The sequence below is a fragment of the Hallella absiana genome (assembly GCF_025457485.1).
Taxonomy (GTDB): domain Bacteria; phylum Bacteroidota; class Bacteroidia; order Bacteroidales; family Bacteroidaceae; genus Prevotella; species Prevotella absiana.
This window is the reverse complement of record NZ_JAMXSP010000007.1, coordinates 13801-38946: the sequence shown is the minus strand read 5'-3', so window position 1 is coordinate 38946 and position 25146 is coordinate 13801. Positions and strand designations below refer to the sequence as shown.

17 protein-coding genes, 2 tRNA genes and 1 pseudogene are annotated in these 25146 nt (G+C 51.7%); 9 read left to right on the top strand and 11 right to left on the bottom strand.

What is annotated here, in order from left to right; all coding sequences use genetic code 11:
- Window positions 1–91 precede the first annotated feature (91 nt).
- The 3 genes and pseudogenes from NG346_RS14690 to NG346_RS05020 form a co-directional block, all read left to right on the top strand.
- Window positions 92–2161, top strand: a pseudogene (locus NG346_RS14690) (preprotein translocase subunit SecA); the annotation flags it as partial.
- Window positions 2159–3592 (top strand): preprotein translocase subunit SecA, encoded by a 1434-nt coding sequence (locus NG346_RS14685; protein ID WP_449727796.1) that lies wholly within the window; start codon window positions 2159–2161, stop codon window positions 3590–3592. The pseudogene NG346_RS14690 and the gene NG346_RS14685, both read left to right, overlap by 3 nt.
- Before the next feature lie 320 nt (window positions 3593–3912).
- Complete coding sequence (locus tag NG346_RS05020; protein ID WP_262279638.1) at window positions 3913–4764, top strand: ATP-binding cassette domain-containing protein; 852 nt, start codon at window positions 3913–3915, stop codon at window positions 4762–4764.
- A gap of 929 nt (window positions 4765–5693) precedes the next feature.
- Here NG346_RS05020 and NG346_RS05015 read toward each other — a convergent pair.
- The 7 genes from NG346_RS05015 to NG346_RS04985 all read right to left on the bottom strand — a co-directional run bounded on the left by NG346_RS05015 (window position 5694) and on the right by NG346_RS04985 (window position 13190).
- The gene (locus NG346_RS05015) at window positions 5694–7823 is read right to left on the bottom strand and encodes a fimbrillin family protein (protein ID WP_262279639.1); all 2130 of its coding nucleotides are present in this window, start codon (window positions 7821–7823) and stop codon (window positions 5694–5696) included.
- 65 nt (window positions 7824–7888) lie between these two features.
- Window positions 7889–9604 carry a DUF4906 domain-containing protein gene (locus NG346_RS05010; protein ID WP_262279640.1) on the bottom strand — a complete coding sequence of 572 codons (1716 nt, stop codon included), beginning with the start codon at window positions 9602–9604 and terminating at the stop codon, window positions 7889–7891.
- 5 nt (window positions 9605–9609) lie between these two features.
- Entirely contained in the window at window positions 9610–10497 is an 888-nt protein-coding gene (locus NG346_RS05005; RefSeq protein ID WP_262288409.1) for a FimB/Mfa2 family fimbrial subunit, read from the bottom strand.
- Between the two features lie 11 nt (window positions 10498–10508).
- Window positions 10509–11786: a hypothetical protein gene (locus NG346_RS05000; protein WP_262279643.1), complete on the bottom strand. Its 1278-nt coding sequence runs from the start codon at window positions 11784–11786 to the stop codon at window positions 10509–10511.
- Between the two features lie 617 nt (window positions 11787–12403).
- A tRNA-Gly gene (locus tag NG346_RS04995) sits at window positions 12404–12474 on the bottom strand.
- 18 nt (window positions 12475–12492) lie between these two features.
- A tRNA-Thr gene (locus NG346_RS04990) sits at window positions 12493–12565 on the bottom strand.
- Window positions 12566–12734: 169 nt separating this feature from the next.
- A complete protein-coding gene (locus NG346_RS04985; protein ID WP_262279644.1) occupies window positions 12735–13190 on the bottom strand; it encodes a hypothetical protein in 456 nt (151 codons plus the stop codon).
- Window positions 13191–13351: 161 nt separating this feature from the next.
- Between NG346_RS04985 and NG346_RS04980 the strand changes: the two genes are divergently transcribed.
- The 6 genes from NG346_RS04980 to NG346_RS04955 are packed head-to-tail and all read left to right on the top strand — an operon-like array spanning window position 13352 to window position 19711.
- Window positions 13352–13858, top strand: a complete 507-nt coding sequence (locus NG346_RS04980; RefSeq protein WP_262279645.1) for a DMP19 family protein — start codon at window positions 13352–13354, stop codon at window positions 13856–13858.
- Between the two features lie 25 nt (window positions 13859–13883).
- Window positions 13884–14363 carry an SsrA-binding protein SmpB gene (smpB, locus tag NG346_RS04975; protein WP_262279646.1) on the top strand — a complete coding sequence of 160 codons (480 nt, stop codon included), beginning with the start codon at window positions 13884–13886 and terminating at the stop codon, window positions 14361–14363.
- A gap of 18 nt (window positions 14364–14381) precedes the next feature.
- Window positions 14382–17141 (top strand): methionine synthase, encoded by a 2760-nt coding sequence (gene metH, locus NG346_RS04970; RefSeq protein WP_262279647.1) that lies wholly within the window; start codon window positions 14382–14384, stop codon window positions 17139–17141.
- 42 nt (window positions 17142–17183) lie between these two features.
- Window positions 17184–18047, top strand: coding sequence for a type I methionyl aminopeptidase (map, locus tag NG346_RS04965; protein ID WP_154533190.1), 864 nt, complete (start codon window positions 17184–17186; stop codon window positions 18045–18047).
- Between the two features lie 50 nt (window positions 18048–18097).
- Window positions 18098–19135, top strand: a complete 1038-nt coding sequence (gene tsaD / locus NG346_RS04960) for a tRNA (adenosine(37)-N6)-threonylcarbamoyltransferase complex transferase subunit TsaD (protein ID WP_262279648.1) — start codon at window positions 18098–18100, stop codon at window positions 19133–19135.
- Window positions 19136–19189: 54 nt separating this feature from the next.
- Entirely contained in the window at window positions 19190–19711 is a 522-nt protein-coding gene (locus NG346_RS04955) for a CinA family protein (RefSeq protein WP_262279649.1), read from the top strand.
- A gap of 203 nt (window positions 19712–19914) precedes the next feature.
- On the opposite strand, the gene NG346_RS04950 is transcribed toward NG346_RS04955, so the two are convergent.
- The 4 genes from NG346_RS04950 to NG346_RS04935 form a co-directional block, all read right to left on the bottom strand.
- A complete protein-coding gene (locus NG346_RS04950; RefSeq protein ID WP_262279650.1) occupies window positions 19915–21588 on the bottom strand; it encodes a tetratricopeptide repeat protein in 1674 nt (557 codons plus the stop codon).
- A 69-nt stretch (window positions 21589–21657) separates the two neighbouring features.
- Window positions 21658–23322: a DNA repair protein RecN gene (gene recN / locus NG346_RS04945; protein ID WP_262279651.1), complete on the bottom strand. Its 1665-nt coding sequence runs from the start codon at window positions 23320–23322 to the stop codon at window positions 21658–21660.
- Window positions 23323–23326: 4 nt separating this feature from the next.
- On the bottom strand, window positions 23327–24205 hold the full coding sequence (gene porD / locus NG346_RS04940) for a type IX secretion system protein PorD (RefSeq protein ID WP_396266729.1): 879 nt from the start codon (window positions 24203–24205) through the stop codon (window positions 23327–23329).
- Between the two features lie 41 nt (window positions 24206–24246).
- Complete coding sequence (locus tag NG346_RS04935; protein WP_262279652.1) at window positions 24247–25125, bottom strand: exonuclease domain-containing protein; 879 nt, start codon at window positions 25123–25125, stop codon at window positions 24247–24249.
- Between the last annotated feature and the right edge of the window lie 21 nt (window positions 25126–25146).

Genomic DNA, 25146 nt, shown 5'->3' with positions numbered 1-25146 from the left:
AATGGTGGTAATAATTCAGAAAATCTTATTAATTTTGCAAGGGCGACCCGTTCGCTCTCTATCCTTTTGTAATAAATAACAGACAAGATAAATGAATTTCAACAAAATCTTAAAGTCGCTCTTTGGCGATAAGTCAAGCCGTGATATGAAGCTCATCCAGCCTCTGGTGGAGAAAGTGAAGCAGGCATATCCCGATATCGCCAAGTTGAGCAATGATGAGCTTCGTGCCAAGTCAAAGGAAATCCGCGACTATGTGCAGGGAGCTGCCAAGCCTTATCAGGAGAAAATCGCCGAGCTCAAGGCAAAGATCGAGGAGACTCCTATCGACGAGCGTGAACCGATCTTCAACGAGATCGATAAGCAGGACAAGGAGATGCTTGATGCCTTGGAGAAAGCTCTCAACGAGGTGATGCCCGTCGCCTTCAGTATTGTCAAGGACACGGCACGCCGCTTCTCCGAGAACGAGGAAACTGTGGTCACCGCTACGGATTTCGACCGTGAGCTCGCTGCTAATCCTGCCAACGACTTCATCACCATCGATGGCGACAAGGCCATCTATCACAATGAGTGGACAGCCGGTGGCAACAAGATCAAGTGGAACATGGTTCACTACGACGTACAGCTCTTCGGCGGTATCGCCCTTCACCAGGGCAAAATCGCAGAGATGGCTACCGGTGAGGGTAAGACCCTTGTGGGTACCCTCCCCGTGTTCCTCAATGCCTTGACCGGCAACGGTGTGCACATGGTCACCGTCAACGACTATCTGGCTAAGCGTGACTCTGAGTGGATGGGACCGCTCTATGAGTTCCACGGACTCTCTGTCGACTGTATTGACAAGCATCAGCCCAACTCCTCCGCACGCCGCAAGGCTTATCAGGCCGACATCACCTTCGGTACCAACAACGAGTTTGGTTTCGACTATCTGCGTGACAATATGGCTTTGTCACCAAGCGACCTGGTGCAGCGCCGCCACAACTTCGCCATCGTCGATGAGGTCGACTCCGTGCTTATCGATGATGCCCGTACCCCGCTGATCATCTCCGGTCCTATCCCCAAGGGCGACGACCAGATGTATGAGGAGTATCAGCCGCTGGTGGAGCGCCTCTACGAGGTGCAGCGTAAGCAGGCCACTGAGCTCCTGGCTGAGGCACGACAGAAGATCACTGAGGGTCGTGAGAAAAACGATCAGAAGGAGATTGAGGACGGATTCCTCTGCCTCTTCCGCTCTTACAAGGCATTGCCTAAGAACAAGGCACTTATCAAATATCTCTCTGAGGAAGGCATCAAGGCTGGTCTGCAGAAGACCGAGGAGATCTATATGGAGAACAACAACCGACTGATGCCCCAAGCTGTCGAGCCGCTCTATTTCGTTGTCGACGAGAAACTCAACAGTGCAGACCTCACCGACAAGGGCACGGACTGGCTCTCCAAGCAGGTCAATGATAAGAACCTCTTTGTGCTCCCCGATATTGCTGCTGAGCTTTCTGCCCTTGAGGGCGACAAGACCCTGAGTGACCAGGATCGTCTCGACAAGAAGGACGACCTGCTCAACCACTATGCTGTTCAGAGCGATAGAGTACATACGTTGCAGCAACTGTTGAAAGCATACACCATGTTCAACAAGGATGACGAATATGTCGTCATGGACGGTGAGGTGAAGATTGTCGACGAGCAGACCGGACGTATCATGGAGGGACGCCGCTGGAGCGACGGACTCCATCAGGCTATCGAGGCCAAGGAGCATGTCAAGGTGGAGGCTGCCACACAGACCTTTGCCACCATCACGCTGCAGAACTACTTCCGTATGTATCATAAGCTTGCCGGTATGACCGGTACCGCCAGCACTGAGGCAGGTGAGTTCTGGGATATCTACAAGCTCGATGTGGTCGAGATTCCTACCAACAAGCCTGTCATCCGCAACGATATGGATGACCGCGTCTATAAGACCAATCGCGAGAAATACCGCGCTGTCATCGAGGAGATCGAGAACATGCGTGTCCAGGGTCGTCCGAGTCTGGTGGGCACCACTTCTGTCGAGATCAGTGAGTTGCTCTCCAAGATGCTGACCATGCGCAAGATTCCTCATCAGGTCCTCAACGCCAAACTCCATCAGAAGGAGGCTATGATCGTTGCTGAGGCCGGTAAGAGCACCAAGGGTATGGTGTGGGTGGCCAGCGACGGACGTGCCTTCACCGACAAGCCGACCACATTGCGCTATGAGCAGCAACTTATCGACGCTGCTGACAAAGGTGTCAAGGGCGCAGACACAAGCCTCAAGGGACAGCGAGCTGAGGACAATATCCACAACGAGGAGCGGATGCTTGGTGCCGTCACCATTGCCACCAACATGGCAGGTCGTGGTACCGATATCAAGCTTACACCTGAAGTTAAGGCCGCTGGCGGTCTCGCCATCATTGGCACCACACGTCACGAGAGCCGTCGTGTCGACCGCCAGTTGCGTGGTCGTGCCGGACGTCAGGGTGATCCGGGATCTTCTGTCTTCTATGTCTCTTTGGAGGACGACCTGATGCGTAAGTTCGGTTCTGAGCGCATCGCCAAGGTCATGGATCGACTCGGTTTCGAGGACGGCGAGCGTATCGAGAGTCCGATGATCTCACGCAGCATTGAGCGTGCACAGAAGAAGGTCGAGGAGAACAACTTCGGTATCCGTAAGCATCTGCTCGAATACGACGACGTGATGAACAAGCAGCGTAGTGTCATCTACGAGAAGCGCCGCCACGCCCTTATGGGTGAGCGTATCGGCATGGACATCGCCAACGTGCTTTGGGACCGTGTGGTCAACATCATTGAGAACAACGACTACGAGGGCGCCAAGGAGAGCTTCTTCGAGGTGCTGTCCATGGAGATTCCCTTCGATGAGAACGAATATGAGGGCACCAGCAAGGCTGATCTTGAGGAGCGCGCCTTTCAGGATGCCATGGCTGCCTTCAAGCGCAAGACCGACCGTATACAGAGCGATGCTTATCCTGTCATCAAGCAGGTCTACGAGACACAGGGCGATGTTTATCAGTATATCCTCGTGCCCATCACCGACGGCCGTCATGTGGTCAACCTGCGTGTCAACCTCAAGGAGGCTTATGACACCGAGGCTAAGAATGTGGTCAAGGAGTTTGAGAAGTTTGTCATGCTCCACATCATCGATGATGACTGGAAGGAAAACCTCCGTCAGCTCGACGAGTTGCGCCACAGCGTGCAGAACGCGTCCTACGAGCAGAAGGATCCACTGTTGGTCTTCAAACTCGAGAGTGCCAAGCTCTGGGATTCGATGATCGACGATATGAACACCCGCGTGGCCAGCTTCCTCATGCGTGGTCAGATTCCTGTGCAGGTGCAGAACCAGCAGGTGCAGGAGGCTGCGCCCGAGGAGCACGCTCAGCGCTATCAGGAGCAGAAAGACGACATCGACGAGATCGAGCGCGCACAGCAGCAGGCTGCACAGCAGGACACTCGCGAGGGCGCTGAGCAGCATCGCCAGCCCATCATCCGTGAGAAGATGCCGCGCCCTAACGATCCCTGTCCCTGCGGTAGCGGCAAAAAATTCAAGAACTGTCATGGTAAAGGATTGCGTTAATCCTTGACCTCTCATCAATAAGGGTCGGCCTGTGGCCGACCCCTTTTTCAATGTTTCACTGATATTCTGAGCTGAGTAACTATTCAGCGAAAGATTTCTGTGCTATTTTATCTCAAGAATTCGAGAATGAGAGAATTCTTCTATCTACATGAATTAAAAAGAATTATGAGAAAGAAAGCAGCGAAGCCGCTTATATTCTCCTATTCTTATCAATTCACAATAATGCGTGGGATATTCTATAATTCTAAAATTCTTGATAAAAAGAAAATAGTGAGTGGTAAAGTTTCAACTTCATTGGCTGAATAGTAACTGCGCTGATTATGAAAATCCAACTCCAACAACTGTCTAAATCCTTCGGCGAAAAGGTTGCTGTCGACATTCCACAACTTGAAATCGGCGATGGCGAGATCATTGGACTCGTGGGTAACAATGGAGCAGGAAAGACGACGCTCTTCCGCCTGCTGCTTGACCTTTTGCGGGCCGATTCCGGCTCAGTGCTGCTCACGCCGCAAAATAGAGCTCAGTCCTCAGAGTCAGCCCGGTCTTTTCTGACTTCTCAGCCACTTCAGACTTCTCTGTCTGATCACGCATCTCGACCACTTGAGACTCCTCAGTCTGCTTCGCCTTCTGATGTATCCCGGGTGAGTATCGATCCGGCAAAGAGCGAGGAATGGAAGAAGATGACCGGAGCCTTTATCGACGACACCTTCCTCATCGACTTCCTCTCTGTCGAGGAGTATCTCGATTTCATCATCAAGGTGCAAGGGCTCACGCCTATGGACTGGAATGGCAGTGACGATCCCCTTGTGCAGGGATTCAAGGAGTTTGCCGAGGGACAAATCTTCGATCAGAAAAAACTCATCCGCGAATACAGCGCCGGCAACAAGCAGAAGATTGGAATCATGGCGGCTATGATCTCGCGACCTGAGCTCCTGATTCTCGACGAACCGTTCAACTTCCTGGACCCTACCGGACAGAACTTCCTCAAAAAGCTCTTGCTCGACTATCATTGCCGCACGGGTGCCACCATCCTCATCAGCAGTCACAATCTCCAGCATCTTGTCGATGTCTCCACCCGTGTCGTACTGTTGGAGGACGGAAAGGTCATCGAGGATCTCGCTAACGACAACCGGCAGGCACTGACAGCGCTCAACGACTATTTCAAAGTCTGACAGGAATAACACATTCGCCCTTGTTGTTCACGGACATTATTATATGTTGAATAAACTGACATTTTTCCGCCCTCGTGGCTGCGATTTTCTGAGCCGCGCCCTATGTTGCCCTCAATTTTGCGAATTTTGAGGGCTTTTTTATAATCGGTTGACACAGAAACGATTACGAGTCCAGTATGATTTCATCTCCGGTAACAACGGCTTTTTGCGATGAAATCTTGCTGATTTTGCTGATCAAAGCGTCCTTTTGATGCTGTCATCTCGGTTGTTTGTTCCGGTCATCTCGGTTGTTTGTCCTGATCATCTCGGTTGTTTGACAACATCAAACCAGTGTTTTGACTTCAAGGAATGGCAAGAGTGAACGTATTCTCTCTGCTTTTTCTCATTTCCGAGTCCCCTTGCTCTCTATATTGTGGCTCCGCGGTGATGCACTTTTGTAAAGATAACTGCCCCCCCAAAAAACCAGCCTCACCCAGCCTCACCCCCAACCCCTCTCCGAAGGAGAGGGGAGTAGAATGTTTTGCGGGTGTTTGACACTGCGGAGACGGATCTTGCGAATTCTTCTATATGCTCAAAGGATTGTTTAACCAGCATTTCACTCCCCTCTCCCTCGGAGAGGGGTTGGGGGTGAGGCTGTGTAAATAGATTGTTTAACCATCATTTCACTCCCCTCTCCTTCGGAGAGGGGCTTAGGGGGTGAGGCTGAAAAACATGGCGGCCGCCATTCTCGCGAATAGCGGCCGCCCTCATTAATCTGTAAAATTAAACATACGGGGAGGCGCCGGAATCACTTCCATCCTTTCCCCTGATTTGCGATTATAATAAAAGTTGAATGTATAATACTCTTATTTTATTTTCCCGCCATCACAGCGGATAGACATCATTTCTTTTCTTTATTATTGCTTTTGTTCTTGCCTGTGAAAGTGAATTCAAGGGCAGACCGGCCTGACCGAGAACCCGCTGCAACGGCCGCTGTAGCCGTCGGGATTGTGGTTGCCGGAACCGAAGCCCACGTGCCACGCGTAGTCGACGCTGCTCGAGAGGACCAGACTCGACCAGCAGTAGCCGTCGGAACCAACGCCGTAGGAACTCGTCCCGAGCCTATAGCCAGCCGCCGGCAGGAAAATGTAATTTCCATTCGACGCGGAGACCTTGTATCCGTTCACGCCATTTTGTGAAGTCGAAGTCCATGTACACTTAGACGACAACTCCTGCCACTCGTCATGGGTCGGCATGCGCCAAGTGCCTCCAAGATTGACCGTGGCAGCATCATCGGTGGACTCAAGCTTTGCATCACCGGAATTATATTTGCTCCAGGATGAGCTCGAACTTACATTTGAAGTATTTGTGCAATACGGTGTATTTGCCCACGAGAAATCATGCGACTCAGAACTTGTATATCCCTTTGTATCTGCCCACGCATAGTACTTACCATATTCTTCGGGTTTCGAAGCACCAAGATTAAAACTGGCCCACTTAACGCTCAAGCCGAGGTCAACTGCTTCTGGCATAGGCTCCCTAGGACCATATACGGGCCTGACGGAGAACCCGTAGTAACGGTAGTCGTCTTCGGGATAGCGGTAGCCCGAACCGAACCACATGTCCCACGCGTAGAGGACGCGGCTCGAGCCGACCTGGCTCGACCAGTAGCGGCCGTAGGAGCCAACGCCGTCGAAAGTCATATCGTACCTGCAGCCGGCCGCCGGCAGGAAAATCCAATTGCCGTTCGAGGCGGAAACCTTATAACCGTTTATTCCATTCTGCGAGATCCATGTCCAAGTACATTTATTATACAAATCCTTCCACTCATCATGAGTCGGCATGCGCCAAGAACCGCCAAGGTTGACTGTGGCAGCATCATCGGCGGACTCAAGCTTTACATCACCAGAGTTATATTTGCTCCAACTATTACCATTACTATCATTGCAATACGGCGTATTCTCCCACGAGAAGACATGCGACTCAGAACTCGCATATCCTGTCGTGCCCGCCCACGCATAGTACTTGCCATATTCTTCCGGCTCCGATGCTCCGAGGTTGCTGCTTGCCCACTTCACACTAAGGCCTAAATCCACGGCAGTGGGAATAGGATAGTTCTTAGTGTTAATGGCAAGCTGGTATCCATATTTGTCATAGCCAAACGTGCGTGCGCCATCCTCATGCTTCATGCCAAACACGAGTGAGATGGCGTCTTTCTTGCCGGCGCCAAAGGATGCGGCAAGGGGGACGTACCATGTGCCATCAGCAGTGGCACTGCCGACAAGATAGACCGAGTTGACCTTCACCGTTCCGGTCAAGGCTACGTATGAATTGGACAGGGCTGAGGTGGCAGTCCATGCCGTGGTGGTCTGCGGAGCAAGAAGGAGATAGCCGTTGTCGGCCGTCAAGAGCGTAGCAGATGAACTGCTCAATGTCACGGAAGGGGATGCCATGCCAATCTGATAGCTGACCGCTGTGCCGGAAGATGTGGCGGAACCGCTGAAAGGAAGCGTGGCATTCGGTGAGACGTTGCAGATCTGCACCTTGGTGATCTTCACCGTGGTGTTCGTAGCGTCGCTGGCCAACTTGGCGGAGACGGAGCAAGCTGATAGCGGGTGGGAGAAGGTCAAGGGAACAGGTCCACTGTTGGCCGGACGTGACAGCGTGTTCGTGGCAAAGATGACATCCGTCTGCTTGTCACCGCTCGCCGGCTGATACGCCAACTGCTTGTTGGTCGTATTGAAACTCACCGTGGTAGCGTCCTCGTAAGGATAGTAGGCATAGAAGGTCAGATTGCCTGTCTTCGGCCACAGATGCTCCGTCGAAGAAGTCCATATCGTTCCCGACTTGGTGAACACCTCCCCGCTGATCACTGCATTACCGCTTTCGTCGTAGGCATACACCTTAAAGTTGTCCGGCACCGCGGTCAGAAGAGAGGCACGCGTACCGGCAATGCCCGCGTCGAAGGATATCACGCCGTCGCTCCGCCCCATCAACTCCTGCTCAAGAGAACAAGAAGCCAGGCACATCAGCGTCTGTATGCAGACTAAGAGATTTAAATATTTTAGAAACTTCTTCATTGAGTTCTTATTAAAAGATTATATTGCTATAGCTTGTGAGTCAAAGCGTTAAAACTAAAGAGAATTTAGGGGCAGACTGGGCGGATGGGCAACCCACTGCAACGGTAGTTACCGTAGCTATTGGGATCGTGGCTGTCCGAATCGAAATACATATTCCACGCGTGACCAACGCTGCTCGAACTGACCTGACTTGACCAAAAGTAGCCGCGGGAACTAACGTAGTTGGGACTTGAGCCGTCCCTGAAGCCGGCCGCCGGCAGGAAAATAGACTTGCCGTTCGAGGCGGAAACTTCATAACCGTTTATTCCATTCTTCGAGGTCCATGTCCAAGTACATTTTTTATACAACTCCTGCCACTCGTCATGATTCGGCATGCGCCAAGAACCGCCAAGGTTGACTGTGGCTGCATCATCGGAAGACTCCAATGTAGCGTTACCAGATGTATATTTGCTCCAAGAAGAGCTACTGGTAGGACTTGACGTATCTTTACAATATCGTACATTCGCCCACGAGAAGTCATGCGACTCGTCACTTGCATATCCCTTCGTATCCGCCCACGCATAGTACTTGCCATACTCTTCCGGTTTCGTGGCTCCGAGATTACATGTTGCCCATTTAACACTTAGCCCCAAGTCAACGAACTCCATACCAGAAGCTATCGTCGTGGTTTCGTCTTGCCAAGCATTGAGTTTCGTATCGCCGCCAACATATTCCTTGGCAGCATAGTTCACGCGCAAACCTTCCTCTGCCGAACCGCTGCCGCTGAGCGTCACCGTGACCTTGTAGTCGGTGTTGCGGTAGATGGTGTAGTCGGTGTAGTCGTAGGACGTGTTTGTGGCGGACGAGAGCGTCTTGCCGCCGAGATAGACATAATAGGTGGACTTCCACGATGCGGTATGCGCCTTGATGACAAGATAGGTGGCGTTGGCAGGGGCATTGGCCTTATAGCGGCCTTTCCAACCGTCACTATTGGTGTTTGAGCCTTTTCCCACAAGCGACTCATAGAGATAGTACGTAGCATTCACGGTAGTTGCCGTCGCAGAGGAAGACACCACAGGAAAAACGCCATAGTCTTTTGGCGAGGCAGTGCCGGTGGTCTTGTTGTCGACATAGTATGCCGAGAGCGGGGCGTGGCAGAGCTGATAGCTGTCGAGGGTGATGCCGGAGCCGACCACGATGCTGAGCTCGGTCTTGGCGGACAGGCGGTTGAGGGTCACAGTGCCCGACTTCGACGTGTCGTAACCGCTCCGCGAGCCAAACATCAGCAGGGAGCTGCCATTGCCCAAGTCGGCAGGCGACGAGAGCTGGGCATAGAGGTCGTCGAAGTCTGACTTGGTGCGCACGGACGCAAAATTGCCCATGCCCGACGTGGTTCCGGCATTGGCCACCACATAGACCGTGCACCCCGTGGCCTTGCGTGTGTTCACATTCACCGACACCTTGCCGTCACTGCCCAGCGAGTAGCTGCCGTAGGTGTATCCGATGATCTCGTCCTTGTCGTTGAAGATAAGGACCAGCAAGTCCTGTATCTTACCCTCGTCGGCGGCAGTGATGGCGCGCGTGAGTGCTCCTGACTTAGCCGCCGAGACGGTAGGAGAGGCGGCGGAGGGAGGCGCGGCCACGGTGATCGTCACCATGGTGTCGCCGCCGGCCTCATCGGCCGAGCACGACGACAGCGCGACGACAGCCGCCATCACGAGCAGGCCGCTCACGGCGGTCTTGCGGATGTCACGGACGGCGCACCGAAAAGCGTGGAATATATAGTGAATGTGTTGTGTCATGATTCTTATTGGAAAGAAGAGTTTTGGAATACTTCGTCATAGGGCAGCACCTTTACGGTGAACGTGCCGGTCATGCTGGCAATGATGACAAAGACATCGTTGCCGCCCTCGCGCGCCACCAGGGGATTGCCGTCCTCGTCGGTGTCGCTGCGGAAGAGCTGTGTGCCGTCCTGCTTGTAGACGCGCACGCTGACCCCGCTGCCCACGGTAGGCAGGACGGTTATGGACTCGGTGAGCCAGTCGCCGGTTCCGGACATGAAGGCTCCGGGCAGCTCAAAACTTGTGGTGGCAGACGTGGCGGAACCGCCGTCAAAGTCGAGCTGGCTGTGCAGGCCCTCGACGACGACACGATAGCTGCCGTCGCCGAAACGGTCGAGCAAGCCCTTGACAAGGACGCGCACATGGCCCCGCACATCGTGCAGTGTGATGGGCACCTCGGAGCCGGCTTTGGCAAAGTCGGCTCCCGTGCCCTTCCACGAGCCGTAGTACACGGCGGAGGGCTGCGGCGACATGTTGCCCGATCCCGTGCCGTTGAGGCTGAGCCACACATTGTGGATGGACTCGCCCTCGCGGGGCTCGGCAAGGCTGTACTCCGAGGGCGCGCTGCCGGCCAGCGAGACCAGGCATACGCTGTCCTCGCTGTTGAAGACATAGCGGTAGGTGCCGTCGGCCTCGGGCGTGAGCATGCGGCTGTAGAGCCCGTTGACGAAACAATAGAGCGGCGCCAGCGTCACCTCGGACGAGGGCACCCCCGCCCCCGTGCTGTCCACGACGTTGAGCCGGAAAGTGGCCTGCGTGCGCCCCTCGTAGCCGTCGTAGACCGAACAGCCGACGAGCGACAGCAGCGCCCATGTCACGAAGACAACGAAGATACCTCGTCTTTGATTAAACATGATAGAGAATATTACTCGAAGGTTATGTCCTGTTTGACAGGAGTCCAGTCGTTCACGCCAACGGTGATGGTGGCCTGCTGCGGCTTCAACTCATCATTGCCATTAGTGCCGTCGGGCTGAGTCGAATGATCATCACCGATACCGGGCAGACCCTTGGTCTTGATGATGATCGAGCAGGTGTAGTTCTTGTTAGGATAGACCTTGTACTTCTCTGTGTTATCTTCGGCAGGAGCCGCAACACCAGCAGCATTGTACTTCACATTCAGCAGGACAGGGTAGAACACTGTCGTGGCTTCAGTTTTGCCATTTGGTCCATCGGGATCAAACAGTCCCTTGATCCAGACACGGACAGCATTGGCGTCTGTGCCGCTCGGAGTGATGTAGTTGCTCGGAGTGACATAAAAGTAATATTTATTAGGCATCACCTTCACGGTGCCGGCTGCTGACGCGCTGGAAAGCGTAACATCGCGGATGGCGCCGGTCGTGAGATAGGTCCTGGCACCCGTCACACCGGCAACACCAGTAAGCAGAGGTGTCTTGGAAAGATCAGCAGGGGTAAACCAATTGCCTGGCTCGGGGTTGAAGTTCAAGCCATCGACGACATGCTCGACGTAGATCTCGGTAGGAGAGAACGTAGCGTTCTGGTAAGAACCATTCGGGTCGAAAGCCACCTCAATGTCTTTAAGAGAAATCTTGGCGGTTAGGTGAGAAACTTTCACCTCTGCGGTGTAGGCAGTAGTACCACTTGCAGGTTCTTTCAACTTATCAGAGCCGAACATAGGAGCATTGTTTGCCACCTCCTTGTCATTATGAACCGTTTTCTCGTCGGAGGCAGTGGCCAGCGCACGATCGGCATCCACGCTCTTGCTTTGAAAATCACTCACTTTCTGCACACCCTGGAACAATCCGGAAGGAGCGTTGACGGCCACAAGCACCTGATCGTCCTTCTCAAGCTTGTTGGTGACAATGTTCATCTTGGTTGAACCATTATCGGTCTTAAAGGTGTTGCTTCCGACAGTGCCATCACCATTCTTAAATTCCTGGATGGTGCGCACGTTGCCGGACGCATCAAAGATACCCACCGTAATACGGTTGATGGTCTTCTCGTCGGTCGGATCTGGTGTCATAGCGGCACGTGTGCCCATTGTGTTGATGGTCAGCGTGAGCTGGCTCTTACCATTGACCGTAGGCGTGTCGGGATCGCCGTCGTTGTCAGTTGAGCTACAAGCGGTGAAGCCTGCGAGGGTCATGACCGTCAGCAGGCAAGCATAGAAACGATGTCTTTTCATCTTCATGCAATTTAAAATGTTGGTGTTATGATTTTGATTGTAAATGTTGCAAATGTTACAAGGGATAGCAAACCTGCAAGCAGGGGGCGGCCTCCCGCAAGACAATGGCCCGCAGGATGCTTATATGGAAGCACTAAAGAAAAACAAGGGAAGGTGCCCGACAAAATTTGGGGCACGAGTAATTGGCTCTGGGCGCAAGCGGCACAGAGAGACAGAAAAATTTTATTTACAACAGCTCTTACTCTCTTGCTTAAATAAGCGTCAGTAGAGAGAGAGAGAGTGTGTGTGTGTGTGTGTGTGTGTGTGTGTGTGTTACACAAATATTTGGCTTCGCCAAATATTTGGTGTTAAACTTCGCATCACAAACCGTTAAAATTGTGTTATACATTCGTTTGAGCGCTATGCGCCGTTTTATGTTCAAAAACCCTTTACGGCTGCAAAGTTATGTGTTTTCACTGAAACCTCCAAATATCCAGGCTGAAAAAATGAAGCGGCAAGCAAAAAAATCCATCAAGTCCACGCTGCATGGATAGCTGTTGACGAAAAAGCATCAAAGCATCAAGGATAAGTTGTATATATGAAACTGGGATATTATATAAATAGGTGTGGGAAAGAAGAGCGGAATACGGGAATCGAACCCGCCTTTCAGGCTTGGGAAGCCCGCGCACTACCGATATGCTAATTCCGCAAAAATAAATGATTGATGAGCCGATAGGGGGACTCGAACCCCCGACCCACGCATTACGAATGCGTTGCTCTACCAACTGAGCCATATCGGCAAGAATCAGCAGGAAGTGTTTTCCATTGCCTGATTTGCGGGTGCAAAGATATAGTTTTTTTCTTAAACCACCAAATAAAATTGACCTTTATTGCTTTTTTTGAATAAAAAACGCTTAAAGCACGCTACTGCCTGTAGACTGAAACTGTATGTCAGACATGCTGTTGCCGTCAGTCGGGAAGCCCGTCGAGATGAATCTTCCATACGCCCTGCCGCTCGATGGCGCGGAGACGAAAGGCCTTCGCCGGGACTACTTGGGGAGTGAGTCCGATGGTGTCCATGGCGAGAAAGTTGTGCACCACCACATTAACCACAGCCGTGGAGTCGTCAGTGAAGTCGATGTCGTCGATCTGGCAACTGGCACCTTCTTGCTTATTGCGCAATGCCTCGACATCGCTCTCGTTGACCTGACTGGCCGCATAGACCAGCCATTGCCGCGACTGTGGCGTGCAATATTTCAGCGCGGCAGGAAAGCGCCAATTGAAATAGGCCACGGAGAAAGAGTCCACGGTGCTTTCCAGCTGGTCCTTGTTATCGCCGCTGCAGGCAGAGTTGAACAACAACATCGCAAGAGCGGTGCAGCAGCCGAGGAGGGGACAAAACAGTTGTTTACGAATCTTCTTCATATAGAACTTGAAGCCTTGACAAAACTTTATTTCGTGCAAAGATAGTGGTTTTGTTTCAGATAAACCGATATTTTTCATGATTAAAGTGTATTTTTTAGCGTTTTCTCTCTTACTCCACTTATTTTTCGTATCTTTGCATGTTAAAAGTAAGATATAGAACAATGGTACAAGTGCACATAGACGATGCCGTGTTGCGCCAGGCTGCAACAGCGGGCATGGACAACTTTCTGGAGGCTTTCGCCGGAGCAATTCGGGATGCCATAGGCGGAGAGCTGAATGCCGACAACATGGGAGAGCTGAATTCCGATCAAATCACATTGCTGGGCTATCTGATGCTTCGCGACAGTGTGATGGATGGTGGCTTCATTGAGCTGATCCATAACGGGCTGGGAGAGTTCATATTCTTCAACCCCTTCGGCAAGGCAGTCAGAGAGTGGGGCCTGCGCGACTTGTATAAGTTATTGGATAAATGTAGCCGCTATTTCAAGAAATATCGTCTCGAGATTGAGCGTGACTGCACCCAAGAGGAGTTCGACGCTCTTTATGAGCAGTATCCTGAGTTTGACGATTTCGATGACTACTTCGTCGAGCATGAGGAGGAGTTTACCGAAGCTGTGGCGCAGTATGTCGACGACCATATCAGCGATTTTGCAATCATCGACGAGTAGCGGTTGAGAAAAGAAAGATGGAAAGATGAACAAGGAACAACAAGAACTTCGCAAGAAAAGTCCTGTACAAATAAAGAACAAGAAGGCGTCGTTTGAATATATTTTCGTAGACACCTACACTGCCGGCATCGTGCTCACCGGCACGGAGATCAAATCCGTGAGGCTGGGCAAAGCCTCGCTGGTAGATGCTTTCTGCTACATCAACAATGGTGAAGTATGGGTGAAGGGAATGAACATATCTCCTTATTTCTATGGATCTTATTCCAATCACGAGGCTAAGCGCGATCGCAAGCTGCTGCTTACCAAACGCGAGATACGCCGACTGGCTGAGGACAGCAAGACACCGGGCTACACCATCGTGCCTACGCTCATGTTTATCGACGGACATGGCAGGGCAAAGGTGGATATAGCACTGGCAAGAGGTAAGAAAGAGTATGACAAGCGACAGACGCTCAAGGAGAAAGAGGACCGGCGGGAGATGGATCGTGCCATCAAGCATTTCTGATAATCGAAATACGCATATATGTTAGAAGAGATTGTAAAAGAGAGACTTGTGGTGCTGGACGGTGCCATGGGAACCATGATTCAGAAGTATGGACTCAGTGAGTCCGATTTCCGTGGTAGCCGCTATGCCGGCGTTGACGTGCAGATGAAGGGCAACAACGACATGCTGAACATCACCAAGCCTGAGGTGATCATGGATATCCATCGGAAATATTTGGCCGCAGGAGCAGACATCATTACCACTAATACTTTCTCTTCGCAACGTATATCCCAAGCCGACTATCATCTTGAGGCAGATTGTGCAGAGATGGCTTATGAAGGTGCGCGCATTGCCAAAGAGTGCGCTGAGGAATATTCCACTCCGGAACAGCCCCGTTTTGTGTGCGGCTCTATAGGACCTACCAACAAGACCTGCTCCATGAGCCCGGATGTCAGCGACCCGTCGGCGCGTGATCTTAGCTATGACGAGCTCTTCGATGCCTATTGTGAGGAAGTGGAGGCTCTGATCCGAGGAGGTGTTGACGCCATTATCATCGAGACGGTCTTTGACACGCTCAACTGCAAGGCTGCAATCGACGCTTCGGTGCAGACGATGGAGAAAGCCGGACGAAAACTTCCCATTATGGTCAGCGTGACAATCAGCGACCTTGCAGGACGCACGTTGAGTGGACAGACCCTTGAGGCTTTCCTGGCCAGTATCGCCGATTACCCCATCTTCTCGGTGGGACTTAACTGCTCGTTTGGTGCACCGCAGATGCTGCCTTATCTCAGGACTTTGGCTGCACGTACTCCTTTTTATATTAGTGTCTATCCCAATGCCGGCCTGCCCAATGCCATGGGGCAATACGACGAGACGGCCGAGCAGATGGCCGGAGAGATGGAAGTGTTTATGAAGGAGGGACTCGTCAATATCGTCGGAGGTTGTTGCGGCACCACGCCTGAGTTTATCCAGGCCTTTGCAGAGAAAGCCAAAAACTATCAGCCCCATCGTGTCGTGCCCCGCTCAGAAACTCTTTGGCTGTCGGGACTGGAACTGCTCGACGTCTCACCAGAAGTGCGCTTCGTCAACGTTGGCGAGCGCTGCAATGTGGCGGGTAGCCGCAAATTTCTGAGACTCATCGAGCAAAAACAATATACAGAGGCTTTGGAGATCGCCCGTAAGCAGGTTGAGGATGGAGCCCTCGTGATTGACATCAACATGGACGATGGTCTGCTCGATGCCAAGGCCGAGATGGTGAAGTTTCTCAATCTCATCGCCAGTGACCCGGACATCGCCCGTGTGCCCGTGATGATCGACTCTTCCGACTGGGAGGTGATCATGGCGGGACTGAAATGTATGCAGGGCAAGTGCATCGTCAACTCTATCTCTCTGAAAGAGGGCGAGAGCACTTTCATCAGCCATGCCAAGGATGTGAAGCGGTTCGGTGCTGCCGTTGTGGTGATGTGCTTCGATGAGCAGGGACAGGCTACATCCTATGAGCGGAAGATAGAAATAGCAGAGCGTGCTTATCATATATTGGTGGAGCAGGTGGGGATGGATCCTCTGGACATCATCTTCGATCCTAACATCTTGTCTGTGGCAACTGGTATTGCCGAGCACGACAGTTATGCTCTGGACTTCATCCGTGCCACAGGGTGGATCCGCAAGCATCTCAAAGGCGTGCACGTGAGTGGAGGCGTGAGCAACCTCAGCTTCTCATTCCGTGGTATCAACTACATCCGTGAAGCCATGCACGCCGTGTTCCTCTATCATGCCATTGAGCAGGGTATGGACTTCGGCATTGTCAATCCGGCTACCAAGGTGACCTACGCTGATATACCCGCCGATGAGTTGTCCATTATCGAAGATGTCATTCTCAACCGTCGGCAGAATGCTTCGGAGGACTTGGTGGAGCTGGCCGAAAAGAAACGTGCCGAGCAGGAAGCTGCCAAACTTGCTGCTTCGCAGGGTGGCAAGACTGTGGCTGTCTCTGACGAGGTCTGGCGCAAGGAGAGTGTGGAGAGCCGCCTGGGCTATGCCCTGAGAAAAGGTATTGGAAAATATATGGATGCCGATCTCCACGAGGCGCTTGAGAAGTATCCTCATGCTGTCGACATCATCGAAGGACCGCTGATGGACGGTATGAACGAGGTAGGGTCGCTGTTCGGAGCCGGTAAGATGTTTCTTCCCCAAGTGGTGAAGACCGCACGCACTATGAAGCAGGCCGTTGCTATCCTTCAGCCTTATATCGAGGCAGAGAAAAAGGAGGGAGCTGCTACTGCTGGTCGTGTGTTGTTGGCTACTGTTAAGGGTGATGTCCACGACATCGGAAAGAATATCGTCGGTGTGGTTTTCTCCTGCAACAACTATGAGGTCATCGACCTCGGCGTGATGGTGCCCGCTGAGCAGATTGTGGCCAAAGCCCGTCAGCTCAATGTCGACTTCATCGGACTGAGCGGCCTGATCACTCCTTCGCTTGGCGAGATGGTGCATGTGGCAGAAGAACTGCAAAAGGCGGGAATGCACATCCCTTTGCTTATCGGCGGTGCCACGACGAGCGAGTTGCATGTGGCTTTGAAGATAGCACCTGTCTATGACGCCCCTGTGATATGGACCAAAGATGCCAGTCAGCCGCCGATCATCGCCGCCCGCCTCATGGATCGCAAGCAGAGAAAAAGCTACGAGGATGAGCTTGCCTCACGCTATGAGCAGCTCAGACAACAATATCAGGAAAAGCAGGCTAAACTTATGTCGCTGGATCAAGCCCGCGATAACAAGCTCAACTTGTTTGGTGACTAAAGAATAGAGTATTAGAATCTTATAAAATTATAATATAAAGATATGTTTAAAAAGAAAAGACGTTGGCATTGCCTTCCCGGTCAAGAGCCCACAGAGTTGGACAAGAAGGTGATGTACTGGGAGAACAAAGGCAAGGAAGTGCCTACACGTGATATGGTGCGTACACCCGAACAGATAGAGGGTATTCGCATTGCGGGGAAGCTCAATTCACAGTGCCTTGATGCTGTGGCTGAGGCTATCCACCCGGGAATGAATACGCAGGAGATCGATGACATCTGCATGAAGTTCTGCGAGGATCATGGCTGTCATCCCTCCTGCCTCAACTATGAAGGCTATCCCAAGAGTGTGTGTACGAGCATCAATGAGGTAGTCTGCCACGGCATCCCCAAGGAGGAAGATGTGCTACAGGAGGGCGACATCGTGAATGTGGACATGACGCTCGACTATAACGGCTACTACGGTGACGCTTCCCGTATGTTCATCATTGGCGGAAAGACCACACCAGAGAAGGAGCAGCTTGTCAGAGTGACCAAGGAGTGTCTTGAGATTGGCGCTGAGGCCGCTAAGCCTTATTGTTTCGTGGGTGACATCGGTCATGCCATACAAAAACATGCGGAGAAATATCATTATGGTGTTGTCCGTGATCTTTGTGGTCATGGAGTTGGACTTCAGATGCATGAGGAGCCCGACATCCTGCATTATGGTCACAGAGGCACTGGCATGTTGCTTGTGCCCGGTATGACATTTACCATTGAGCCGATGATCAACATGGGCACATGGAAAGTGTTTATCGACGAGGACGATCCCTATGGATGGGAAGTGATCTCTGGTGACGAACTGCCTTCGGCGCAATGGGAGCACACCTTCCTCATGACAGAGCACGGCGTGGAGGTGCTTTCCGAGTAACAGAGACCCCGCAGAGTGGTATTCTGCTTTTACAAGAAAAAATGAATAATATGGAAACAACAAATAACGATGTCTATATCTTAGGCATAGAATCATCGTGTGACGACACCTCGGCAGCAGTGCTTCGCAATGGTGTGCTGCTGAGCAACGTGACGGCCTCGCAGGAGGTTCACCGCGCCTATGGCGGTGTGGTCCCTGAGCTGGCCAGCCGGGCACATCAGCAAAATGTGGTACCTGTAGTGGACCAGGCCATTAAGCGTGCGGGTATTACGAAAGAACAATTGTCGGCCATCGCTTTCACCCGTGGCCCGGGGCTCATGGGCTCGCTGCTTGTGGGCGTGAGCTTTGCTAAGGGGTTGGCGCGCAGCCTGGAAATCCCTCTCATTGATGTCAATCATCTGCAGGGACATGTCATGGCTCATTTCATCAAAGAGAGCGATGACGACAACCACATGCCTCCTTATCCTTTTATCTGTCTGCTGGTATCAGGCGGCAACTCTCAGATCGTGAAGGTCAACGCTTACAACGACATGGAGGTGCTGGGACAGACCATCGACGATGCGGCCGGAGAGGCTATCGACAAATGTTCCAAGGTGATGGGACTCGGCTATCCCGGTGGTCCGATCATCGACCGGCTCGCACGTCAGGGTAATCCACTGGCTTATAAATTCTCAGAACCACATATTCCGGGAATGGACTACTCTTTCTCGGGCTTGAAGACTTCTTTCCTCTATAATCTCCGGAAATGGGTTGAGGAAGACCCGGATTTCGTGGAGCATCATAAGCAGGACTTGGCTGCAAGCCTTGAGCACACCATTGTGGACATACTGATGAAGAAACTGAGAATGGCCGTGAAGACTACGGGCATCAAACACGTGGCTGTCGCTGGTGGCGTTTCAGCCAACAACGGGCTGAGAGCAGCCTTCCGCGACCACGCTCAGCGCTATGGCTGGACCATCTACATTCCTAAGTTCAGCTACACTACGGACAATGCGGCGATGATCGGTATCGTGGGATATTACAAGTACCTCGACAAGGATTTCTGCTCTATCGATGCGCCTGCTTTCTCTAAGGTTACGTTCAAGTAAGCGTGTAATAATAGTTGTATAACCCAATAGAAATCAAATCATTGAACGACAATTATGGAATTTGAAACCAAAGTGTTGAGCCGCCAGATTCAAGAGGCTCTCTACAATCATAATGAGACCTTGGGAACGGCAGAGAGCTGCACAGGCGGACGCATTGCCGAGGCGATTATCTCGGTGCCTGGTGCTTCTCAGTATTTCAAGGGTGGGGTAGTGTCCTACACCAATGAGGTGAAGGAGAATCTGCTTCATGTCTCTGCCCAGGTGCTGGCTGAGCAGACTGCTGTCTGTGAGGAGGTGGCCCGTGAGATGGTCATCGGTGCCTGCGATGTGCTGAACTGTGACTACGCCATATCGGCTACGGGAGTTGCCGGTCCCGGTGGCGGTACGGCCGAGATCCCTGTGGGTACAATATGGCTCGGTTATGGTGCTAAGGATGATGTGCGGACGTTTAAACTTACGGAGAATTTTGGCCGCGACATCAACTTGGAGATTGCAACCAATAAGGCACTGCGCCTCTTCCTGGAGTATGTCAACGCTAAGCACGCTGAAAACAGCAGTCAGGAAGAAGAGAAATAAAGTGATCTCGTAGAATACAGGTATCTCATGGTGCTGTGACGAATATTGCGACATCAAATTAGCTTATATCTATTCTTCTGATAGATTATTAATGTTCATTTAATGTTTATTTAGCCTGCATCAACCTGCTGATAACAAACAAAGACGGCGGCTTCCAAGCATTTTCTTGGAAGCCGCCGTTGGCGTTTTCTTTCGTCAGATGATTATTTCTGATATTTCTTGATGAGGCCTTCAGCTCTGCTGTCGCCCAGTTTCTGTGCACTCTGTAAAGCCGTAATACCTTCTTCTTTCTTTTTCAACTCACAAAGAGCGATGCCCTTGATGATATAGAGGTCGCTATACTGTTGTGTCAATTGCAGGGCTAAGTCACAGGTCTTTACAGCATCGTCGTATTTCCCGACTTTCAGCTGGAGACTGGCCATCTCGGCATAGTAGGTGGGTGCTGTGCGATTCAATACAATGGCGTGTGCGATGTCGTTGAGAGCCAACTGATATTGGCGGAGCTTCATCTCACATTTGAATTTGGCATAGTAGAAGTCGTCGGAGCCCTGATAGTTGACGAGTGAGTCATAAGTAAGATAGTCGTTGAAGGCTTTGCGATAGTCGCCAGTGACATCGTAGACTCTTGCACGGGCCAGGACGTAGGGAGCAGAGGGCGTGCCGGACTGTACGCTGACGGCTTTGTCGAGCAATGCAAGTACCTCGGATGTAGGTGCCTTGAGCTGTGTCTTGCATTGTGCAGCCTCGAAGAATACCTCTCCGTTCTTGCCTAAGTCAGTGCTTTGCAATGCAGTGAAGGTCTCAAACGCTTTGTCGTAATGGCCTGTAGCGTAGAGGATTTGTGCTTGCAAATGCTTATAGATCGGCAGAGGATTGATCTTTTCGGCTTGCTGAGCCAGTTCCGTAGCGCGCTGAAAAGTCCAAGTGGGGTAGAGGGTATCGACACGGGCTACGGCAGCTTGATATACAGTTTTGGCATAATCGTAGTAAGCCTCATCCTTCTTAGCGGCCTTCTGAGTCTCAGTCTTCAATGTGGCATCGGCAAGGCCGAATTTGTTGTAGCGCTCATACCAGTTAGCCAGTGTCAGATAACCGGTAGTTGCTGTGGGAAAACGAGATATATATTCGTGGATATAGGTCTCGTAGTTGGTGCTGTCGGTTTGCTCAGCGGCAAGAACCAGCATCAGTGTAGCCTGCTGCTCCTCGGTTGGGAGAGCCGGACGGATGGCGGTAGCCTTGAGCGTAGGGTCAGAGAGTGAAAGACCGTTGGTCGTGAAAGTTGTGGTCAGTCGGGCATCAGCGGAGAAAGCCTGGCCACCATCCTGTGGACGCTGCATGAGTCCAAGCAGTTGACCGGTAGCGTTGACAATGGGGCAGCCGAGATCAGTGGAGGACACATCGACATCGTTGAACACATAATAGTTATAGTTGGTCATGAACTTCTCGGTGCGCAGTGGCTTTACCTTGTGGCTGTCAACCTTCTTTGTCGAGAAACTCACGAGGGTGACGGGAGAGGCAGGTGCATCCGCTGTGTTGATGCTCAAGCCGGACGGCAAATGGTTGCCTTTCACACGGAAGCGGCAGAGATCATACATCTCAGAAGCACCGATGATCGCGTCGACATCGTGCTGCAGCCCTTTGTTGTCGATAACTGTGGCACGGGTTGCTCCTGCAAAGACATGCCATGGAGCTAAGGCTTCACCTTGAGCCCCAGCAAAGACTCCATGGGTGGAACCGTGGATAGAGCCGTCGGCGTTGAAGGTCGTCAATGTGAAGATATTGGATGCTACCTTAGCCAAGTTGGCACCTTGGGCCAATACCTTCATAGGCAGTAGCAAGGCAAAGAGGAGGAGGAAGCTTGATATTGTTTTTCTCATATTCTTATATTATATATTTTCGATATTGGGATGATTTCTTGAAATGTGAGTCTTCGGTTTTGCATAGAGCTATTTCTGGGCATTCAGCAGTGCCTGGGCATTGTCGATGGCAGCCTGCGAGATGTCGCTGCCGCTAAGCATCTGTGCTATTTCGCGTACGCGCTCGTTATCAGAGAGTTCGCGCATCGTGCTGACAGTGCCCTCGGAGGTCTCCTCTTTGCTCACTTTGTAGTGGGATGTGCCACCGGCTGCAATCTGCGGTAGGTGGGTGATGGCGATAACCTGACGATGCTGTTGTGCCATCTCGCGCATGGTCTCTGCCATCTTTTCTGCTACACGTCCGCTGACTCCCGTGTCGATCTCGTCGAAGATGATGGTAGGGAGCTTCACGGCACCGCTGATCATAGCTTTCAGCGAGAGCATCACACGGGCAATCTCACCACCGGAAGCCACTTGAGCCACGGGTTGGAGTGGGGTGCTGCTGTTGGCACTGAAGAGGAAAGAAATCTTGTCGAGGCCCATCGGCTGACAGTCGGTGTGCTGGATGTCGATAGAGAAGCGAACTTTGGGGATGCCCAGGGGCACCAAACGCTGATGCATTTCTGTCTCGATCTTTTTGGCGGCTTGCTGTCGGGCTTCGCTCAGTTGCAGTCCCACTTTGACGCAATCTTCGTGGGCGACGCTCATCGCTTTCTCCAAGTCGGCAAGGATGTCGTCGCTGCAATCGATGTTGGCGATCTCTTGCTTGAGTTGGTCGCGTTGGGCAATGAGCTCGTTGACGTCACTGACATGAAATTTCTTCTCCAAAGAGTAGAGTTCGTCCAACCGGTCGTTCATCTGTTGAAGCTGCTGAGGATCGAAATCTATGTTTTCAAGTTTGTGGTCAACTTCGTCGGCAATGTCCTTCAGCTCGATGCCTGCCGATTCGAGTCGCTGAGCAGCGTCTTGTATCTCAGGATAGACATCGATAAGACCTTGCAGCGCATCAGCAGCATTCTTCACGAGGTTGACGGCTCCATTATCGTCGTTGCTGAGCAGGGAAGTCGTTTGGAACAGAGCACTCTTGATGTCTTCGATATGACTTAGTGTCTGCACTTGGCTCTCCAAACTCTCCTGTTCATCGGCTTGAAGATTGGCTTTGTCAAGTTCATTGTATTGAAAGCGGAGAAACTCCTCGTTGTCACGATTCTGTGCGATGATTTTTTTCTGCTCTTCGTATTTGCGCACAGCTTGGAGATAGTCGGCATAGTGGTGCTTGTAGTCGCTAAGGAGTGGTTTGTCGTCGGCGATGATGTCCACGACACTCATTTGAAAGTCCTCTTTCTGCAATAGCAGGTTTTGGTGTTGGCTGTGGATGTCCACCAAGAGTTCACCACACTCGCGCATCAGAGTCAGGGACACGGGTGTATCGTTGATAAACGCGCGGCTCTTGCCACTGCTGCTCACTTCGCGCCGGAGGATACAGTCAGAGGCATCGTAATCGATATTGTTTTTTTGAAAGAAGTCTTCGAGATGGTAATTACTCAAATCGAAATGCGCCTCGACGATGCATTTGTTTCTTCCTTCCTTGATCTGTCGGGTGTCAGCGCGCTGTCCTAAGAGCAGATGGATGGCTCCGAGGATGATGCTTTTACCGGCTCCCGTCTCACCGGTGATGACAGAGAATCCCGGATGGAAATCAATGTTGAGCTCATCGATGAGCGTGAAGTTCTTGATGTATAACTGTTTGAGCATGATGTCATTGTTTTATTTTGTCCCAAGCATTGTTCTGAGAGGCGTTGATCGAAAAGAGTATGTCGTAGATGGCCTCTTTCTCTTTTGGAGTGCCTTTACCCTGATAGATATTTGCCAACTCATCACGTTTGTAGTCGGTCCAAATCTGCGGGAGCATACTTGTTGGCCTGTTCTCGTGGGCAGTCTTCAAGTCGTTTTCGATGGCGTTGGTGATCTGCGCTCTTCCACGCTCGCTGTTTTCGGCCATTTGGTCGAGTCCAAGCCGATAATAGTCGTATTGCAGTTGTCGGAAAGGCTTCATGCTGCCATCAAGATAGTCGTTGATGATGGCGAAGCGGTTTCTGTCATTGTCGAAAGCTTTCCATCCCGTCACTTCCAAGTTCTGGGCATTGTTGGCCAGGTTCATGCAAAGTTGCAACACATCCTCACCGCCCATAGGGGAGAAGCTGTCCAGGTCCAAGCCAATGATGAGATAAGCATAGTAAGCCAATACCGCCGTGAGCGCATTGTCAACCATCTCGTCTTTAAACTCCAGTTGGTCGAATTGGGCATATTTGAAGTTAAAGTCCTTGTCGTTGTTGTTGTAGAGCGTGGTTGTGTACGATGCGTTGAACACTGGACGGTTGGCTTGGATCAGTGCTTTGCAGGTGAACATATTTGTCGCGGGATCATATTTGCTCACTGTGATGGCCAAGCTGCAATTGATTTTCTCATTTTTTCGAAACTGCATGTGGGTCCATTGCCTGTCGTTGACGAAAGTGGTGATCGCCTGTTGCAGATTGTCGAAGACAGAGGCGTCAGTGCCCTGAATCTGGCTGTGGTTGACAGTCACCTTCATGTTCAACTCCTGCGATGCTCCTTTTGCGGGGGAGAGAAGCATCATGAGCAGAGAGAGGCAAAGGAGAAATGCTGGTTTCATCATGATCATTTAGTATGTGCAGCCGCTTGCATATTGAGTTTAGCCTCGCGCAGGCGGATGCGTGTGAGCACTTGCTTGGTGTTGAGCGTGAAGTCGGCACCAAGCATCCAGCTGAAGAAGCCGGGGTCGCGGTGGAGCACGTCGGTGACAGCCCAACCACGGTATTTGCCAAAGTTGAAGACCTCTTGTCGGCGTGGCTTCCCTTTTTCGTCGAGGATGGGATGACCTTGTGCGTCTTTCATCTCTTTCCATACGATGCGGCCAGCAAAGTCGACATTGTCGTTCATGGCAGAGAACTCAGCCAGAGCGTCCATGTCGTTGGGTAATGCGCGCTTCGGATCTTCCGCTTTCTCAGGATTATACATGTCCAGTTCACCTTGCAGCACTCTGTAGGTGGCTTCCGCGTCTTGGTCAGCGCGGTGAGCCTTCAAGTCGTCTTCCATGTTGTGGCCCGTGTAGAACTTATAGGCAGCGGACAGGTTGCGGGGCTCCATCTTGAAGAAGATGCTTTGGGCATCGATGAGATGGCAGCGCGAGAAGTCGAAGTCTATGCCGGCACGGAGAAACTCCTCGGCCAGCAGAGGAATGTCGAAGCGATTGGAATTGTATCCGGCAAAGTCACAACCGGAGAAACTGTCTGCCAGTTGCTTGGCCAACTGCTTGAAAGTGGGTGCGTCTTTGACATTGTCGTCGGTGATGCCGGTGAGCTCCTGCACTTCGTGGGGGATGGGCTTTCCGGGGTTGACAAAAATGTTTTTCCGCTCCTCATCACCGTTGGGTGATACTTTCACGTAAGAAATTTGTATGATTCGGTCATTGACGAGGTCTAAGCCTGTTGATTCCAAGTCAAAGATGACCAGAGGCTTTTTAAGATTCAGTTTCATGAAAAATATATTCCACCAAAT

Bases quoted from the DNA above. Each gene is read 5' to 3' on its own strand.
- NG346_RS04935 (WP_262279652.1), bottom strand. From the start codon at position 25,125: ATGAAACTGAATCTTAAAAAGCCTCTGGTCATCTTTGACTTGGAATCA.
- smpB (WP_262279646.1), top strand. From the start codon at position 13,884: ATGAACAAGGAACAACAAGAACTTCGCAAGAAAAGTCCTGTACAAATA.
- tsaD (WP_262279648.1), top strand. From the start codon at position 18,098: ATGGAAACAACAAATAACGATGTCTATATCTTAGGCATAGAATCATCG.
- NG346_RS05015 (WP_262279639.1), bottom strand. From the start codon at position 7,823: ATGAAGAAGTTTCTAAAATATTTAAATCTCTTAGTCTGCATACAGACG.
- map (WP_154533190.1), top strand. From the start codon at position 17,184: ATGTTTAAAAAGAAAAGACGTTGGCATTGCCTTCCCGGTCAAGAGCCC.
- porD (WP_396266729.1), bottom strand. From the start codon at position 24,205: ATGATGCTTCTCTCCCCCGCAAAAGGAGCATCGCAGGAGTTGAACATG.
- NG346_RS04955 (WP_262279649.1), top strand. From the start codon at position 19,190: ATGGAATTTGAAACCAAAGTGTTGAGCCGCCAGATTCAAGAGGCTCTC.
- metH (WP_262279647.1), top strand. From the start codon at position 14,382: ATGTTAGAAGAGATTGTAAAAGAGAGACTTGTGGTGCTGGACGGTGCC.
- NG346_RS04980 (WP_262279645.1), top strand. From the start codon at position 13,352: ATGGTACAAGTGCACATAGACGATGCCGTGTTGCGCCAGGCTGCAACA.
- NG346_RS04950 (WP_262279650.1), bottom strand. From the start codon at position 21,588: ATGAGAAAAACAATATCAAGCTTCCTCCTCCTCTTTGCCTTGCTACTG.
- NG346_RS05000 (WP_262279643.1), bottom strand. From the start codon at position 11,786: ATGAAAAGACATCGTTTCTATGCTTGCCTGCTGACGGTCATGACCCTC.
- NG346_RS05005 (WP_262288409.1), bottom strand. From the start codon at position 10,497: ATGTTTAATCAAAGACGAGGTATCTTCGTTGTCTTCGTGACATGGGCG.
- NG346_RS05010 (WP_262279640.1), bottom strand. From the start codon at position 9,604: ATGACACAACACATTCACTATATATTCCACGCTTTTCGGTGCGCCGTC.
- NG346_RS14685 (WP_449727796.1), top strand. From the start codon at position 2,159: ATGGTGTGGGTGGCCAGCGACGGACGTGCCTTCACCGACAAGCCGACC.
- recN (WP_262279651.1), bottom strand. From the start codon at position 23,322: ATGCTCAAACAGTTATACATCAAGAACTTCACGCTCATCGATGAGCTC.
- NG346_RS04985 (WP_262279644.1), bottom strand. From the start codon at position 13,190: ATGAAGAAGATTCGTAAACAACTGTTTTGTCCCCTCCTCGGCTGCTGC.
- NG346_RS05020 (WP_262279638.1), top strand. From the start codon at position 3,913: ATGAAAATCCAACTCCAACAACTGTCTAAATCCTTCGGCGAAAAGGTT.